At 49.8% G+C, this 16,144-nt stretch carries 14 protein-coding genes; 7 read left to right on the top strand and 7 right to left on the bottom strand.

The features are described 5' to 3' along the window. Positions 1-134 precede the first annotated feature (134 nt). On the top strand, positions 135-1,067 hold the full coding sequence (locus tag C5O19_RS14745) for a homoserine kinase (RefSeq protein WP_094816684.1): 933 nt from the start codon (positions 135-137) through the stop codon (positions 1,065-1,067). Between the two features lie 74 nt (positions 1,068-1,141). Here C5O19_RS14745 and C5O19_RS14740 read toward each other — a convergent pair whose 3' ends face one another. Beyond that, on the bottom strand, positions 1,142-2,161 hold the full coding sequence (locus tag C5O19_RS14740; RefSeq protein ID WP_104713492.1) for an SDR family NAD(P)-dependent oxidoreductase: 1,020 nt from the start codon (positions 2,159-2,161) through the stop codon (positions 1,142-1,144). A 144-nt stretch (positions 2,162-2,305) separates the two neighbouring features. On the opposite strand from C5O19_RS14740, the gene C5O19_RS14735 reads away from it, so the two are divergent. Then, positions 2,306-3,106, top strand: coding sequence for a TerC family protein (locus C5O19_RS14735; protein ID WP_104713489.1), 801 nt, complete (start codon positions 2,306-2,308; stop codon positions 3,104-3,106). A 3-nt stretch (positions 3,107-3,109) separates the two neighbouring features. Here the strand turns inward: C5O19_RS14735 and C5O19_RS14730 are convergent, their stop codons facing one another. Next, positions 3,110-3,289 carry a hypothetical protein gene (locus C5O19_RS14730; protein WP_102199617.1) on the bottom strand — a complete coding sequence of 60 codons (180 nt, stop codon included), beginning with the start codon at positions 3,287-3,289 and terminating at the stop codon, positions 3,110-3,112. A gap of 4 nt (positions 3,290-3,293) precedes the next feature. Next, positions 3,294-4,472, bottom strand: coding sequence for an MFS transporter (locus tag C5O19_RS14725; protein ID WP_104713487.1), 1,179 nt, complete (start codon positions 4,470-4,472; stop codon positions 3,294-3,296). Between the two features lie 133 nt (positions 4,473-4,605). Here C5O19_RS14725 and C5O19_RS14720 point away from each other — a divergent pair, with 133 nt between their 5' ends. Continuing rightward, positions 4,606-5,814, top strand: a complete 1,209-nt coding sequence (locus tag C5O19_RS14720) for an ATP-grasp domain-containing protein (RefSeq protein ID WP_104713485.1) — start codon at positions 4,606-4,608, stop codon at positions 5,812-5,814. Positions 5,815-6,017: 203 nt separating this feature from the next. After that, entirely contained in the window at positions 6,018-6,269 is a 252-nt protein-coding gene (locus C5O19_RS14715; RefSeq protein WP_104713482.1) for a hypothetical protein, read from the top strand. 56 nt (positions 6,270-6,325) lie between these two features. Here the strand turns inward: C5O19_RS14715 and C5O19_RS14710 are convergent, their stop codons facing one another. From C5O19_RS14710 to C5O19_RS14700, 3 genes are all read right to left on the bottom strand, one after another. Then, positions 6,326-7,606, bottom strand: coding sequence for a hemolysin family protein (locus C5O19_RS14710; RefSeq protein ID WP_104713480.1), 1,281 nt, complete (start codon positions 7,604-7,606; stop codon positions 6,326-6,328). 315 nt (positions 7,607-7,921) lie between these two features. Further along, positions 7,922-10,900: an FAD-binding and (Fe-S)-binding domain-containing protein gene (locus tag C5O19_RS14705; RefSeq protein WP_104713478.1), complete on the bottom strand. Its 2,979-nt coding sequence runs from the start codon at positions 10,898-10,900 to the stop codon at positions 7,922-7,924. Between the two features lie 135 nt (positions 10,901-11,035). After that, positions 11,036-11,332 (bottom strand): hypothetical protein, encoded by a 297-nt coding sequence (locus C5O19_RS14700; RefSeq protein ID WP_104713475.1) that lies wholly within the window; start codon positions 11,330-11,332, stop codon positions 11,036-11,038. A gap of 87 nt (positions 11,333-11,419) precedes the next feature. On the opposite strand from C5O19_RS14700, the gene C5O19_RS14695 reads away from it, so the two are divergent. Continuing rightward, the gene (locus C5O19_RS14695; RefSeq protein WP_104714124.1) at positions 11,420-12,883 is read left to right on the top strand and encodes a leucyl aminopeptidase family protein; all 1,464 of its coding nucleotides are present in this window, start codon (positions 11,420-11,422) and stop codon (positions 12,881-12,883) included. Then, on the top strand, positions 12,880-13,425 hold the full coding sequence (locus tag C5O19_RS14690) for a hypothetical protein (protein ID WP_104713473.1): 546 nt from the start codon (positions 12,880-12,882) through the stop codon (positions 13,423-13,425). Before C5O19_RS14695 ends, C5O19_RS14690 begins: the two co-directional genes overlap by 4 nt. 205 nt (positions 13,426-13,630) lie before the next feature. Here the strand turns inward: C5O19_RS14690 and C5O19_RS14685 are convergent, their stop codons facing one another. Then, positions 13,631-14,245, bottom strand: coding sequence for a DUF4230 domain-containing protein (locus tag C5O19_RS14685; RefSeq protein ID WP_104713470.1), 615 nt, complete (start codon positions 14,243-14,245; stop codon positions 13,631-13,633). Positions 14,246-14,467: 222 nt separating this feature from the next. On the opposite strand from C5O19_RS14685, the gene C5O19_RS14680 reads away from it, so the two are divergent. Continuing rightward, positions 14,468-16,138, top strand: a complete 1,671-nt coding sequence (locus tag C5O19_RS14680; RefSeq protein WP_104713468.1) for a sodium/sugar symporter — start codon at positions 14,468-14,470, stop codon at positions 16,136-16,138. Positions 16,139-16,144 lie beyond the last annotated feature (6 nt).

Genomic DNA, 16,144 nt, shown 5'->3' with positions numbered 1-16,144 from the left:
AATCGATTTAAACCTTAAACTCCCTCAAACCCTATCAAACTCCCCCAAACCTTCCTTGTACCTTTGTTTGAAGTTTCTCACCCTCTATCTTTGGGACGGCTCGCGTTGAAAAGGCCGTTTTGCTCAATTACTTCATGGAATCCATCAAAGTCTTCGCTCCGGCGACCGTAGCCAACGTGGCCTGCGGATTTGACATTTTCGGTTTTGCCGTCGATAATCCCGGCGATGAGATTATTCTCCGCAAAAAGGTTACGCCCGGCCTGGAAATCGTAAAAATTGAAGGCGATCAGGGACGATTGTCACTCGATCCGGAAAAAAATACGGCCTGTATTTCGATGCTGGCGTACCTCAAGCATCTCAATGCCAACCAGGGGATTAGTATCGAGTTACGGAAAAAAATGCCCCTGGGTAGCGGTCTCGGCTCTTCGGCTGCGAGTTCCGTAGCGGGTGTATTCGCTCTGAATGAACTCATGGGTCGACCCATGGATCAAATTGATTTATTGCCTTTCGCCATGGAAGGCGAGCGATTTGCCAGCGGTACGCCCCACGCCGATAACGTGGCTCCGAGTTTGCTGGGTGGTTTTATTGCCATTCGCAGCTACGAACCCAAACTCGACGTGGTGAAGATTGATACCCCCGCCGAGCTGTTTGCGACCATCGTCCACCCACAAATTGAGGTAAATACCAGAGACGCCCGCAATATCCTCCGGAAAGAAACGTCGCTGAAAAATACCATTACCCAAATGGGTAACGTAGCTGGACTGGTAGCCGGCCTTATGAAGGGTGATTACGGACTGATTTCCCGCAGTTTGGTTGATGTGATTATCGAACCCGTACGTTCCATCTTGATTCCAGGTTTTGACGAGGTCAAACACGCGGCGATTGAAGCGGGGGCGCTGGGTTGTAGTATCTCGGGAGCAGGTCCATCCATGTTTGCCCTGAGCAAAGATCGGGATACGGCTAAAAAAGTGGGAGAGGCGATGCAACGGGCCTTTGCCAGCGTACAAATTGAAAGTGAAATCTACGTTTCCAGCATCAATCAGAATGGCCCGGTTGTAATTGGTTAACGAATTTATAGTTATACAAAAAAGGAGAAACGGCAGACCTGTTTCTCCTTTTTTGTATAACTGAAAACTCGTTTCTAAAACTCGTTATTTTCCACAGCAGCTTCATCGCTAGGCTGGGTTATGCCATTGTGTGTAATCTTTGACTCCACTTCGTACCCGTGCTTGCGGGGATTGGCCGCTTCGGGTACGGGCTGAGGCAAAAATCGGTTGGTAATGCCAAAGATGTCGGCTGCCAACTCCGGGAACAGATGATCCAACGCAGCCAGCAGTTTTGCGGGTACACTCACCGTTAGTTCCGCTCTTCCTTGCTTTAAGGCTTCAATAATCTGTTGGGCGGCATGTTCCGCACTGACCGTCAGTAAGGGGAGGGAATCCGCAATTTTAAACCAGGCATACTCTTTCTGATGTTCTCCTTTCACGATGGCGTGCCGTGGGCTACCCGTACGCATCAATCCCGGATATACGGTCGTGACGTGAATGCCCTGATGCAGAAGTTCCGTACGCAATCCTTTGGAGAGTCCACTCAAAGCAAACTTACTGGCTGAGTAGGGGAGCAGGTGCGGTACAGCTACTTTTCCAGCAATGGAAGATATATTAACGATACGCCCTTCCTGACGAGCCTTCATGTGTGGCAATACGGCTCGAATCGCATGGAGTGGACCGAAGAAATGGGTTTCCATGGCTTCGTCATACTCCTGAAGCGTCATATTGTCTACGGGGCCAATCTGAATAATACCCGCGTTGTTGATGAGTACATCGATGCGACCGTAGTAATTGAGACTTTCTTCAATCATATCCTCCACTTCGGCAGGGTTCGTCATATCACAGGCAATGGAGATGACTTCTGCTCCCAGTTCGGCAATCGATTCTTCGGCTTGTTGAAGTTCATCCGCATCACGAGCGACCAGAATTAATTTGGCCTGCTGGGTGGCTAATTGACGTGCCAGTACCAAGCCGAGGCCCCGCGACCCTCCCGTAATGAGTACTACTTTATTACGAACGTCGAAACGTCGACTATAGCGTACCAACTGGCGGGCTGCCCATACAAGACCCACGCCCAGGGCCAGAGAGAAGAAACGAGATTTGCGTGCCATGTATAAATTCAAGGTTGATGTCCATTCCCTAAATGAAAAATCCATTCCAAACCTAAATTGTACCGACAGTACCATATCTTGCTGCTGGAATAAAGCTTTTAATGAAACTTCGTCCCCAATCATACTATTACATTCATCTGAATCATGGAATTTCCGAACCTGGCCGAACCGGCCGTATTGATTAGTCTTCTGACCTTATCGTTTTTGGAAATCGTACTTGGGGTAGATAATATCATCTTTATCTCCATCATTGTCGACAAACTCCAACGGGCTCAGCAAAAGCAGGCCCGGACGATCGGTCTGTTACTGGCGATGGTATTTCGGATTATTCTCCTCTTTGGAATTACTTCTCTACTACGACTCACGACGCCACTGTTTGAAGTACCGTTCATTCTTGAACATGGCACGACCGAACCCGTGGGAATCAGCTGGAAAGACTTGATTTTGCTGGGTGGAGGATTATTTCTGGTGGGGAAAAGTACGCTCGAAATTCACCATAAGTTACAAGCGTCGGCCGAGTCTTCTTTAGGAGCTGCCAAGTATTCCAGTCTGATGGCGACGATCATTCAGATCGTACTAGTCGATGCCGTATTTTCGATTGACAGTATCCTGACGGCCGTAGGCCTAGTGGAGAATGTCTGGATTATGATCATCGCCGTAGTGATTTCAATGGGCATCATGCTGGCCTTTTCGGGCATCATTGCTGATTTCATCAACCGAAATCCGACCTTGCAGATTCTGGCTTTGTCCTTTCTCATTGCCATTGGAATCATGCTCGTGGCCGAAGCCTTTCACCAGGAAGTCAACAAAGCGTATCTGTACGTAGCAATGGCCTTCTCCCTGACCGTCGAGCTGATTAACATGCGACTACGGAAGAATACGGAGATGGTCCGGCTGAATGATCAGGAAATGCCGGATTATGCCGATACGGGTGAGAAAGAGTAAGCCCTAAGCCGAAAGGCCGTACTTGCGGCGGATCGGATTGATGAGGAATTTCTTTTGGGCCGTAAAACTATCGGGATGAACTTGTCCAAATAGTTGCTCCCACTCTTTAAAACGCTCAGGTTCAGCTTGCTGAAATGCCTGGGCGTTTATTTTTTTCTGGGTAAGATATTCCGTAAAGGTCATAAGGTTACATCGTCAGGGCGGGTGATTTGCGGAGGGAAAGATACAATAATGCTCCCGAGGTAATCACGCTGCAAATCAGGAAATTGATCTGATAACTGTTTCGTAAATGATTGTGTAGCCAGCCCGAGGTTAAAGCTCCGATTCCGATCCCTACTTCCAGAGCGATATACGTGGTGGCTACGGCCCGGCCTCGGTACAAGGGATTCGCCAAATCGACGGTCCAAGCCTGTAGAGCCGGTGTATTGAGTCCCCAGGGAACGCCAAAGAGAAAGGCCATAGCCAGTACCATGTACAAATTATCCGCAAAAGCTAGGCCTAACATGGCGATAACCTGCACCAGAATCGACATTCGTAATACTTTGACGCGACCGAAGCGGTCGGAGGCTTTCCCCGCCACCAGCCGAATCAGCAGTGACGAAATGGTGTAGGTCATGAAAAACAGACCTTTATTGTAAATGCCCACCGAAAGCGATAGATCCGGACCGATGGTGAGAATTAAGCCAATCGCGTAACTACTGAGCAACATCACCACCGCGGGAGCCAGTACGCGGGGTTCAAAGATTTCGTTTTTCTTGATGAGTAGCAGTCGCGGTGAAAAGCGTTGCCGCCGTTCGAGGGTTTCTTTCAAATTCGTCAGAATACCAATCGACAGAAAGGCAAACAGCGACGAAACGTAAAACATGGTATCAATCGAAAACGCCGCCGTTAGCCAGCTCCCCAGCGGTGGTCCCGCCGACATGCCGATACTGGCCGAAATACCGAGCATACTCAGGGCTTCACCCCGCCGGTCCTCGGGCATGACATCCGCCACGTAAGCCGAAGTAGCCGTAGGCTTAAAACCCGTCGAAAACCCGTGAAAGAGCCGCAGTAGCAAGAAGGCATATACACTACTCATGAAGGGATACAGTAACCCACAGACAAAGCACACCAGCGACCCAAAGGCCATAATGGGTACGCGGCCTACGGTATCGGTTAGTTTTCCCGAAAAAGGTCTTGAAATACCGGCCGTCAGCGTAAACAAACTGATAACCAGGCCTACGTATTCACGGCCGCCTAAGGCAGAAAGGTAACCCGGCAGCTCGGGAATCATCATGTTGAAGCTGGCGGTGAAAAGGAAGTTACTGGCACACAGAAGCCAAAATTGGAAGCTATAGATACTCGATTGACCGGGGCTGGAATCCATACTGCAAAGGTAACTGAAATCCCAAGGGCCGAGAAGCCGGGCTTGGGTTTTTTAGGGAATCGATACGGTTTTTACCTAAAGTCAGTATCTTCAAGGAGCCGCGTTTCAGCAAAACCTCAATCCCTTATTCCGTATGCCTTTCTCCTTTCTGTGTATTGCTACGTATTTTAAAGGAAACGAATTTTTAAAGTCCTGCAAGGAGGCCGGAAATACGGTCTATCTGCTGACGGAGAAAAAACTCGAACACAAACCCTGGCTTCGCTCGCACATCGACGAACTATTTTTTGTCGAAACACCCGATCATGGGGTATTGGATCTGAACGATACGGCGAAGGGGCTGGCGTATGCCCTTCGAAGTCGCAAGATTGACCGGATCGTAGCTCTCGATGATTTCGATGTCGAAAAAGGAGCTTTTTTCCGGGAAACTTTTCGTCTGCCGGGTATGGGGCAAACCGTCGCCCGGTACTTTCGGGATAAGCTGGCCATGCGAATGAAAGCCGCCGAAGCAGGCTTGCGGGTACCGGCGTTTTCAGCCTTATTCAACGATGCGGAAGTCAATGCCTTTGCCGATTCCGTCACCTTTCCCGTCGTAATAAAACCCCGGGGAGAAGCCTCCACCGCGGGCATTCGAAAGGTCTGGAACAAGGATGAACTCTGGCAGGTCATTCATAGCTTGGGCGACCGGCGACACGAGTTTCTCGTTGAAGAGTTCAAGCCCGGTCACGTCTACCACGTCGATGCATTGACGTATAAGGGGAAAGTACAGTTCAACTGGGTCAGCCAGTACCTGAGTACGCCGATGGAAGTCGCTCACGGGGGAGGGGTCTTCCGCTCCGTTACAACCCCCTTTGGTTCTGCCGAAGAGAAAGCCCTGCGAGCCTTCAACGAAAAGCTACTAACGGCGTTTGGCCTGGAATACTCGGCCAGTCATTCCGAATTCATTCAATGCCACGAAGACGGGGAATTTTACTTTCTCGAAACGGCGTCCAGAGTGGGAGGTGCCCATCTGGCCGAAATGGTGGAAGCCGCCAGTGGCATTAACCTGTGGCGGGAATGGGCCCGCATTGAAACGGCTACGGCTGCGGGTACCACGTACGAATTACCTGAATTGAAGCCTACCTATTCCGGGATTATTATTTCATTAGCCCGGGAGCAATGGCCGGATATGAATGGTTACCTAGCTCCCGAAATCTGGTGGCGAATGCAGGAAGAATACCATATAGGTCTGATCGTGCAGAGCGAAAACCACGATCGGGTCCTGGAATTGCTGGATGAGTATACTACCAAAATCTACGCGGAAGTACACGCTTCAGCTCCGGTTCGGGATACGCCCAGTCACTAAAGGTGCGTAACCAAAAAGGCAGACATTTCTACCGAATAACGGGTAAAAGAGGTTGTTAATAGAAAAGGCTCGGCTGAAGATGAGACGTTTATGGTTATTCGTATTAGAATTGACCTACACACCTTTAGCTAGAAAAAGTATACTCCTTAAGCGTACGTATCTTTTTTAGAGAAGCCTATTTTTACATCCAACCACTTAAAGAAATGAGTTCTGCTTTACTTACTTCACCAGGAAGTGACATTCCTGCGAATGCTTTCTTTTTTGATGGAAATCTATGGTTCGGTATAGTGGATTCGCAGGAACGATTAGCTGAACTGGAAACGTATTATCCCACTAAAAAATACCTACAGGCCCGTCTGTATTCGGGAGGAGGCATTACGGCCTATCCCTGTTTCGGATTTAAGGGAGAAGGGATGTCGCTGGAGGCTTTTTTGAATGCTACCGACGCCCGTTAAACAACCATAGAGACTTCCTAGGGGCTGAAACGTAGATTTCAGCCCCTTTCGTTTTTTTACTCTGAATCTTCTTCTGTAACCAAGATCTTATCAATCCGTTGACCGTCCATATCTACTACTTCGAAGGTCAGGTTATCCCATTTGATGTGATCGCCCTCCACGGGAATGCGGCGGAGGTGATGAAGCATAAAACCAGCGACCGTTGAGAAATCTTCTTCCAGAAAATCACGAATATCCCGGCGGCCTAAGCGACTGAGAAAGTCAATAAAAGGCATCTGTGCTTCTACCAGAAACGAACCATCTTCCCGCTCCACAAAAGTGAAATCAACCACTTCGGCATCGGGCATGTGACCAACGATGGCTTCGAATATATCATTCACCGTTACCATCCCCTGGAGAACGCCGTACTCATCCACAATGAAGCCGTGGTGTACTTTAGACTTACGGAATTCATCCAGTACCTGATACGCCGAAATATTTTCGGGTAAGAACAAGGGTTTATGAATGAGCGTTTTCAGCGGAGTATCGGGTGTAGCCAGATACAAATCTTTGACTGTAATAACGCCGACCATCCGGTCCAGCGATTTGTCCCCAACGGGGTAGACGGAGTGCCGTTCCAGTTCAATTTTCTTTCGCAACTGCTCGACGTTGTCGTTCAGATCAATCCAGGCCAGATCGCTGCGGTGGGTCATCAGTGATACAATATGCCGGTCGCTGACATTAAACACGTTCTCCACAATTTCCTGTTCAATTTCATCGATGGTACCCTGCTCCAGCCCTTCATTCACAATGGCCTTGATTTCTTCTTCAGTTACCATACTGTCATCACCCCGGCGAATGCCCAGTACTTTGACGATCAGATTGGTAGACGTAGACAGTAACCAAATGAACGGATAGGTTATACGGGAGAGGACGGACATCGGTAAAGCCAGCGTCTTAGAAATGCTTTCCGCTCGGGTGAGTCCAATCCGTTTGGGTACTAACTCTCCGATGACTAAAGTAAAGTACGTGATCATCAGCAGCAACAACGCCCGGGCGACGGTACTAGCGTACGGGGCCACAAACGCGAACTGCTGAAGCCATAGCGATAGATCGCCTTCCAGCTTTTCGCCGGAATAGATACCCGTCAGGATACCAATCAGCGTAATGCCGATCTGTACGGTAGAGAGAAAAGTGTCAGGTGCTTCGGCGAGCTGAAGGGCATGCCGGGCTTGTTTATCACCGCGTTCGGCGTCGTTTTTCAGGCGTATTTTACGGGCAGAAACCAGAGCAATTTCTGCCATTGAAAAAACACCATTAAGTAAAATCAGGAGAAATAAAATAAGTAGTTCGGTCATGGATGAGCCGGAAAGTTCAGGCCAAATATCCGCTAAAAAACATTGCCAGATGTAGTTTAGGGTGGAATGGTTGAAAAAGTTTAAGGTTGGAAGCCTGGGCAGTTTGAATGGTCTAATGTTTCAGTGACTACGAAAGGTTGAGGTCCTATTCAAAACCGGCTAGCTCATCCGAAGTAAAAGACCCTCTAATCAAGCTTGTTAGGCGTTGAATGAAGGCAGTTAGCCCCCTAAAAATTCCCAAAGTGAGGAGTTTTTTAGGGGGCTAGTCAGAGCTTCGGAATTCAGTCCGGCTTGTAGGTTCAGGGTCTGAATCTTTTATTGAATTTCATTGCGTACAAAGGCTTCCCAAAGAATCTCCGCGGGGTGAAGGGCGATACGGCCCGTTCCATCCTTAATCTGGTGGCGACAGCTGGTTCCGGGAGCAGCAATGGTTACTTCTTCGGGTTGATTTCGAACGGTTGGGAAGAGTACCAGCTCTCCAATTTGCATCGAAACCTCGTAATGTTTGGCTTCGTAGCCAAAGCTGCCCGCCATGCCGCAGCAACCAGAAGGAATCAGGTGAACTTCGTACTGACTGGGTAAGGAAAGGATTTTCTTGGTATGCGTCAGGCTCGACAAGGCTTTCTGGTGGCAGTGCCCGTGCAGCTTGATGAGTCGTTTTTCGTACGTAAACTGATCGGACTTGATATTTTTCTTATCTAGTTCCTGCGATAAAAATTCATCGAAAATAAACGCCCGACTGGCTACCTCCTCGGCTTGAGCTTTCAATTCGGCAGGGACCAGCTCCAGGTACTCATCTCGCAAGGTAAGAATCGCCGAGGGTTCCAATCCTACGATGGGTGCTCCGTCCTTGATGACTTCAGCCAGTAGCGTTACGTTTTTAATCGCGATTTTACGGGCTTCTTTTACCATCCCTTTCGAGAGGTACGTCCGTCCGGATTCCACGTGGTACGGAATCTCGATTTTATAACCTAATCCGCTCAGGAGCAGAATTGCTTTCTTGCCCACCTCTACATCATTGTAGTTGGTAAACTCGTCGCAGAAGAACAGAATACGCTTGAACTTCACGCGGCCCGTCGTATTGAGTCGGAATTCGTGTTCGGCAAACCATTGCCGCAGCGTCTGAGCCGCGATGGTCGGCATGGAACGATCCGGGGCGAATCCCATCACTTTCTTGATCGCCAGCGAGGGTAATTTGCTTTGCATGGCCCAGTTATACAGGCGTGGCATTCGACTGCCCATGCGGGACAGGGCCGTAAAGTTCCCCACCATCTTTGAGCGAAAGGGTACACCGTGGGCATCGTAATAATGCTGCAGAAATTCGGCTTTCAACTTGGAAACGTCCACACTACTCGGGCATTCGGATTTACAGCCCTTACAGCTCAGACACAAGTCCATCACATCCTTAATTTCCGGATGATCGAAGGGATTTTTCTTGGTTGAATTAGTCAGGAATTCCCGTAAGACGTTGGCCCGACCCCGGGTCGTATCGCGTTCGCTGCGGGTAGCCATAAAGCTGGGACACATCGTCCCACCTGATAGCTCCGTTTTCCGGCAGTCGCCCGAACCTGAACACTTTTCCGTCAGCCGTAGAATATTTTCCTGAGCACTGAAATCGAAGTACGTATTGATTTTGCGAACGGGCTTATCAGCTTCGTACCGCAGAAACTGATTCATGGGCGGCGTATCGACGATTTTCCCCGCGTTCAATACCCCCAGCGGATCGAAGAGGCGTTTGATCTGGCGGAAAAGATCGTATACTTCTTCGCCCATCATCTGCGGAATAAACTCGCCGCGTAAGCGTCCATCCCCGTGTTCTCCCGAAAGCGAACCCCGGTATTTCTTCACCAGCTCGACTGTTTCGGCCAGTACTTGCCGGAATAAGGCCTGTCCCTCTGACGTTTTCAGGTTGATCATGGGCTCCACGTGCAGCTCCCCCGCTCCGGCGTGGGCGTAGTAGCTGGCGTGAATGTTATGCCGCCGTAGCATGGCTTCAAGTTCGGCGATGTACTGGGGGAGTTCCTCGGGAGCTACGGCACAGTCTTCAATCAAATTCACGGGTTGAGTATCCCCGGGTAAATTCCGGATTAGTCCCAGACCCCCTTTGCGAACGTCCCAGACCTGCTTGGTTTTTTCACCGTAGATGACAGGTACTGCGTAGCCTAGTCCCCGGTTTTGCAAATCGCTTACAAACTGGTCGACCTGCTGCTGAAGCGATTCCGGCGTTTTGGCCATGAACTCCACCATCAGAATGGCAGCGGGATCGCCTTCGATGAAAAAGCGATTTTTACTCTGTTCGGGATTGTCTTTGGTAAAATCCAGAATGTATTGATCCACCAGTTCCGACGCCATGGGTCGGTGCTGGAGGGCTACCAGGTTCGCCTGAAGGGATTCCTGAATGGACGTACAATGCACGCAGGCCACCGCTACTTCCGAGGGAGGTAGAGGAAGGAGATTGATCTTCAGTTCCGTCGCCAATGCCAGCGTCCCTTCCGAGCCCGCCAGCAATGCACAGAGGTTAAAGTCGGAAGCCCCACTTGTAAACGGCTCTTGATTCAGCAAAGCATCCAGGGCGTAACCCGTATTGCGACGGCTGAGCGAACGTTTAGGAAAACGCTCGGCAATGTTTTGCTGATGCTGGGGATTGGATAAGAGGTCGTGAATACCCCGGTAAATATCCGATTCCAGCGAAGTTTCGGTAGCCTCCCGTTTCAGATCATACCGCCAGGGCGTTAAGGCTTTGAATTCCGTTTCCGATCCATCCGATAGTAGTACTTTGGCCGCCAGCAAGTGATCACGGGTGTTGCCCCAGACGATACTATGTAAGCCACAGGAATTATTTCCCACCATGCCTCCAATCATCGCCCGGTTGGCCGTAGACGTTTCCGGTCCGAACATCAGACCGTACGGAGCCAGTGCTTTATTCAGGTCATCCCGAATGACCCCGGGCTGTACGCGGGCCCAGCGTTCTTCGGTATTGATTTCCAGAATTTCCGTAAAGTATTTCGATAAATCCACCACAATCCCCGAACCCACGACCTGCCCCGCCAGCGAAGTACCCGCCGTACGTGGAATCAGCGTCGTTCGATGGTTGCGGGCGAACGTCAGCAGATTTTTTAAATCTGTAACGGATTTGGGAATGGCGACGGCCAGCGGTTTTTCCCGGTATACCGAGGCGTCAGTGGAATACAGGATTCGCTGGGCTTCGTGTACCGTTGACTTGGTATAATATAATTCCCCTTCAAAAGCTTGTTGCAACGCCCCGAAGCTGGAGGCTTCAATCGTCTCAGACATGGTTACTTCACTTAACTCCACGCCGATCGAATCGCTCTCGGCGTAAGTGGCTGATAAAATTCATCCGTTTTAGACAAAGTTACGCCTTGGGATACGAAGGGACTTTGCAAAATTTAAAAAAGTCAAACGGCTCGTTTAGCTCCGCTCAAGATACTGCCGAACCAGCGTTTCCCATTCGCTCAACAAACTGCCGGTGTACGTAGCCGCTCCCGCCCGTCGGTACCAATAATTGGCATTCCAGGTGTCGCCTTCCTTGCGGTGCAGATAGGCGTGGAGGCGGTCATAGGCGGGCGTACCTTCGGCCGACTGAGCAATGTTGTGGGCGGCTTCCCAATCCTCTTTCCCGTCGTACCAGAGGCCTTCCAGAATAGGGTTTAGGGAAGCAGGCGGTGTATCGTCCTTCAGTGAACGTTGAAATTCCTCGAATGTCATAAAGTATCTTAGATTTGTCGGCGTATGGCAACAAGTTTGATGCAAACCTACGCAAATACAGATTTTTTGTACGACAATAAACGATTTATGAAGATACAGACCGTTTCTGACTTTTCAGCGACTATTCAGGCTCTGATTATTCCCGTACAGCTCGAAACGCTGGAACCTACGCTCGCCGTTCTAACCGAGCAAACCGCCGTACCATTGGCCCTTCTGCAAGCCGAAGTAACGGGCAAAAAGGGAGAGATCCAGACTTTCTTTACGACTACTGGCCTTCGCATTTACGTATTGGGTCTGGGCACGAATCCAGGTTCAGGGGAGATCATTAAAGCTTTTCGCTCACTGGTATTTAAAAACAAAGACAAATTGCCCGAGACTTTGGGCGTGGATTTGAGTACGCTTCCCGCTGCCTGGGCGGAGTTTGTCGTGAATGGCATCTGGCTGGCCAGCTACAACTTTGGGCTGTATAAAACAGATGAGGTGAAACCGTCGCCGCTATTCTCGGGAACGCTTGAATTACGGCATTCGGAAGACCTTTCGGATTTTATCCAGAAAGGAGAAATCCTGGCAAAAACGCAGCTACGGGTATTTCCCTTGCTCAATGCCCCGGCGAACTTTAAAACGCCCCAAACCCTGGCGAGTTGGGCCATGCACTCGGGCGATGCTCACGGTTTTAAAGTGCGGGTCTATGATGCGGGTGAATGTCAGTCGCTGGGCTTGATGGCACTGCTGGCCGTAGGGCAGGGGAGTCGGAATGAGCCGGAATTCATTGTCATGGAGTATGAAGGGACGGGAGCCAGTCAAACCGTCGCTCTGGTAGGGAAAGGCGTTACCTTCGATACAGGCGGAATTTCCATCAAGCCCTCCGAAAACATGCACCTGATGAAATCGGACATGGGCGGAGCGGCCGCCGTGTTGGGCACGATGGAAGCCGTTGCCCGTCTGAAACTACCCGTGCGACTGATCGGTATAGTGCCCACCACCGAAAACAGCGTGGATGGCGAGAGCATGAAACCCGGCGACGTGATTACCTCCTACGCCGGAAAGACCATCGAAGTAACCGATACCGACGCCGAGGGGCGACTGATTTTGGCGGACGGTCTGGCCTATGCCATCAAAAACTTTAATCCGGACGTAGTCATTGATTTGGCTACGCTAACGGGCAGTATTATTCGTACGCTGGGGTATCACGCCGCGGGTATGTTTACCGAAAATAACTCGCTGGGCAAACAGCTCAAGCGGGCGGGCGAGCATACGGGCGAGCGGCTCTGGCGGTTACCGATGTGGGAAGCGTACGCCGATCACCTGAAATCCGATGTAGCGGACATCCGTAATTTCTCGGGACTGCCGCATTCGCAGGCCATTGCTGCTGCCAAATTCCTGGAAGTATTCACGAATGAGCATCCCGCCTGGGTTCACCTCGATATTGCCGGTACCGCTTATGGTGATACGGACTTTGCTCCACAGCGGGCAGGTACGGCCTATGGCGTACGACTACTGGTTGAATTTTTGGAGCAACTGGTTAGCGAGGAGGCGTCAGCTACCGTATGAGAGGGATCATTACAGGAGTATTATTTTTTTTAGGAAGTACGGCCTGGGCTCAGGTGCAAACCGATTCACTGGCGAAGAGCCGTATTCCGTATATCGTTCAGTTTTATGCCAGGGTATCACCAGACGTCAGACCCTACGCTCCCTACATTTTTCAAAGCCTGGGCGATTCGACGTTGAATTTAAAAAGACGCAGGTCGTCTGAGGTACTGATTCGAATGCCCGTCGAGCAGCTTGAATTCGTACGCATTCGTCGAAAGGGTAAAATAGGCCGAGGAATTCTATTGGGAATGTTAGGAGGAATAGCCACTGGAGCCATTTGGGGCCAGGCGTTGGGAGATGATAGAAAAGGAGGACTGCTTAGCCTGACGGCTGATACAAAATCGACAGTTCTGGGAACGGTATGCATCATTCCCGGGGCCATCATTGGGGCGATCCTCGGAAGCAGTTCTAAAAAAATAGTACTCAACAAAAGCGTTGAAACCTATCAGGCCCAGCGGGAAACCCTCCGCCAGTACGTGCAGCGAGCCAATACCATCGAATAGCTTTCAATGATAAAAGTCAGTCCGTGTTACGAGTGATCTCATGAGAAAGTCAGGGATTCAGTGAGACTTTTGCAGCGAAAGCAGTGCTCACTCGTAACATTGGCTACGTTATGAAGCAATAGATTCCCGGTGTGCTGGTCTCTGTACCGGAAGTTTGGAGCAGTGCTTTCCGCGTAACAAGTGGGAAGACAAAAGCCGTTCTGTTTCAGAGCGGCTTTTGTGTTAATAAAGTCGGAGCTTCGTGCAACTGGTAATCGATTTTCCAACCCGAGGTATCAGCCAGTTGATTGAGTAAAATCCGAATTTGTCGCTGGGCTACCTGCGGCAATTCCGAAGCGACGGCTTTATTATGAATCACCTGCTTGGCATCCGAAAGGAGCTTCGTATATTCTTCTTTGTTAAAGCGATTAAACATGCCCTGGTCAATGTCGTAGATATTGTAATCGGAGTCGATACTGAGAATCTCCGGTTCGGGTAGTGATTCAATGACCATTCGGCGTTCGCCATCTTCCCAACGAATAAGCACTTTGCTGAAATCGTACCCGACCAGTACCTTGGCTTTGGTAACAATCAGGGCTTTTTTCGAACCGGCTTTCAGGCCCATAAACAGGTCTTTCCGATCCGTATAGTCGTGAATTTCGGAGAAATGACCTTCGGCGAGCACGACTTTGAATACCTTCTCAATTCGTTCGAGCAGTACCGTCGATTCCGAGCGGATTTCTTTTTCCCGAACATTCCGAAAGCGGCCGAGTAGGGCAGCTCCGCCAAAACCAGCGGCAGCTCCGAGCAGACCAATGAAGGCAATGGATATAAATTCCATGGGATAGGGTTGGACAAAATGACTTGAAAAATGATAATGTTCCCTTAACTCCGTACAAGGTTCACAAAAAAAATGATAGTACAAAACGCAGGGAAATACAGTTATATAGCGGTGATAATTGACTTATTCCGCGAAATCCCTATTACTATTAAGCGAAACAGCAAGAAAAGAGTAATTTTCGAGGATTTTTTATGCTACTGTACTTCTTAATGCTCTTTACTAATGCCCAACAAACAGCTGGAAGCCCTCGATTATATAGTATTTCTGGTGTACTTTTTGATTGTGGCCGGATATGGTTATTACATCTACAAAAAGAAGCAATCCGCCAACATTTCTACTACTGATTTCTTCCTGGCCGAGGGGTCACTCACCTGGTGGGCCATCGGTTCTTCACTCATCGCCTCCAACATCTCAGCCGAACAATTCATCGGAGCATCCGGAGACGGATTTGCCATGGGTCTGGCCATCGCCACCTACGAGTGGATGGCGGCCGCTACGCTGATTGTTGTCGCCGTCTTCTTCATGCCGATTTATTTGAAGAACCGGATTTTCACGATGCCGCAGTTTCTGACGCAGCGGTATAACAACACGGTATCCATGATTATGGCCATTTTCTGGCTGTTCTTGTACGTGCTAGTAAACCTGACGTCGATCTTATTCCTGGGTGCTCTGGCCGTATCTACGATCTCGGGTCTGAATTTCACAGCCTGTATGATTGGGCTGGCCGTTTTCGCCGTCATCATCACTATCGGTGGGATGAAAGTAATCGGCTTTACCGACGTAATTCAGGTGTTCTTCCTCATCATGGGTGGTTTGGCCACCACGTACCTGGCCATCAACCTGGTATCGACGGAAAACGGTACGGAAGGTCTATTACAAGGTTTCGATCTGATGCTGACGCAATCGGCGGATCACTTCCACATGATCTTCCCGAAAGATCACCCGCATTACGCTTCACTACCCGGTTTAACGGTACTGATCGGTGGGATGTGGATTGTTAACCTGAACTACTGGGGTTGCAATCAATATATTACGCAACGGGCTTTGGGAGCCGATCTGAAGACGGCTCGCGAAGGTATTCTGTTTGCCGCGTTCCTGAAGTTACTGATGCCGATTATTGTAGTACTGCCCGGTATTGCGGCGTATACGCTGTACCAGAAGGGATTATTCCAGCAGGAAATGCTCGATGCCACGGGTGAGGTCAATAAAGATCACGCGTATCCCGTATTATTGAATCTCTTACCTACGGGTTTGAAAGGTCTTTCCTTTGCGGCTCTGACGGCGGCAGTAGTAGCCTCGCTGGCCGGTAAAGCCAACTCGATTTCAACGATCTTTACGCTGGATATTTACAAAAAATACATTGCTCCTGAGGCTAGTGAAAAGCAACTGGTAGGCATCGGTCGCGTAACGATCTGGGTCGCTATGGTTATTGCCATCTTAGTTTCGCCCTACATGGGTATTGATAAAAAGGGGGGCTTCCAGTTTATTCAGGAAATGACGGGTCTGGTGTCTCCGGGCGTTTTTGCCGCCTTCATTCTGGGCTTTTTCTGGAAGAAAACGAACTCAGCCGGGGCGTTATTCGCCATCGTGGGCGGGTTCCTGCTTTCGCTGTTCTTTAAGTACTCGCTGCCGAATCTGGTAAACCTGGAGTTCCTGGCTCCGCTGGGCTTCGCCGTGAAAGGGGCCGACGGCGTGTATACGATTCCGTTCCTGGATACGATGGGCTTTGTGTTTCTGATTTGCGTGGCGGTAATGATTCTGCTAGGCCTGCAAAAACCAAGCAACAAAGGCCTGGAAATTGACTCCAAGATGTTCAAAGTGAATTCGACCTTTGCCGTTGGAGCTACCATTATTATGCTGTTGGTTGTTATTCTGTACGCGATTTTCTGGTAAAGAATC

The organism is Siphonobacter curvatus, from assembly GCF_002943425.1.
Classification (GTDB): domain Bacteria; phylum Bacteroidota; class Bacteroidia; order Cytophagales; family Spirosomataceae; genus Siphonobacter; species Siphonobacter curvatus.
The sequence above is the reverse complement of the archived record's forward strand: the minus strand, read 5'-3'. Positions and strand labels throughout refer to the sequence as shown.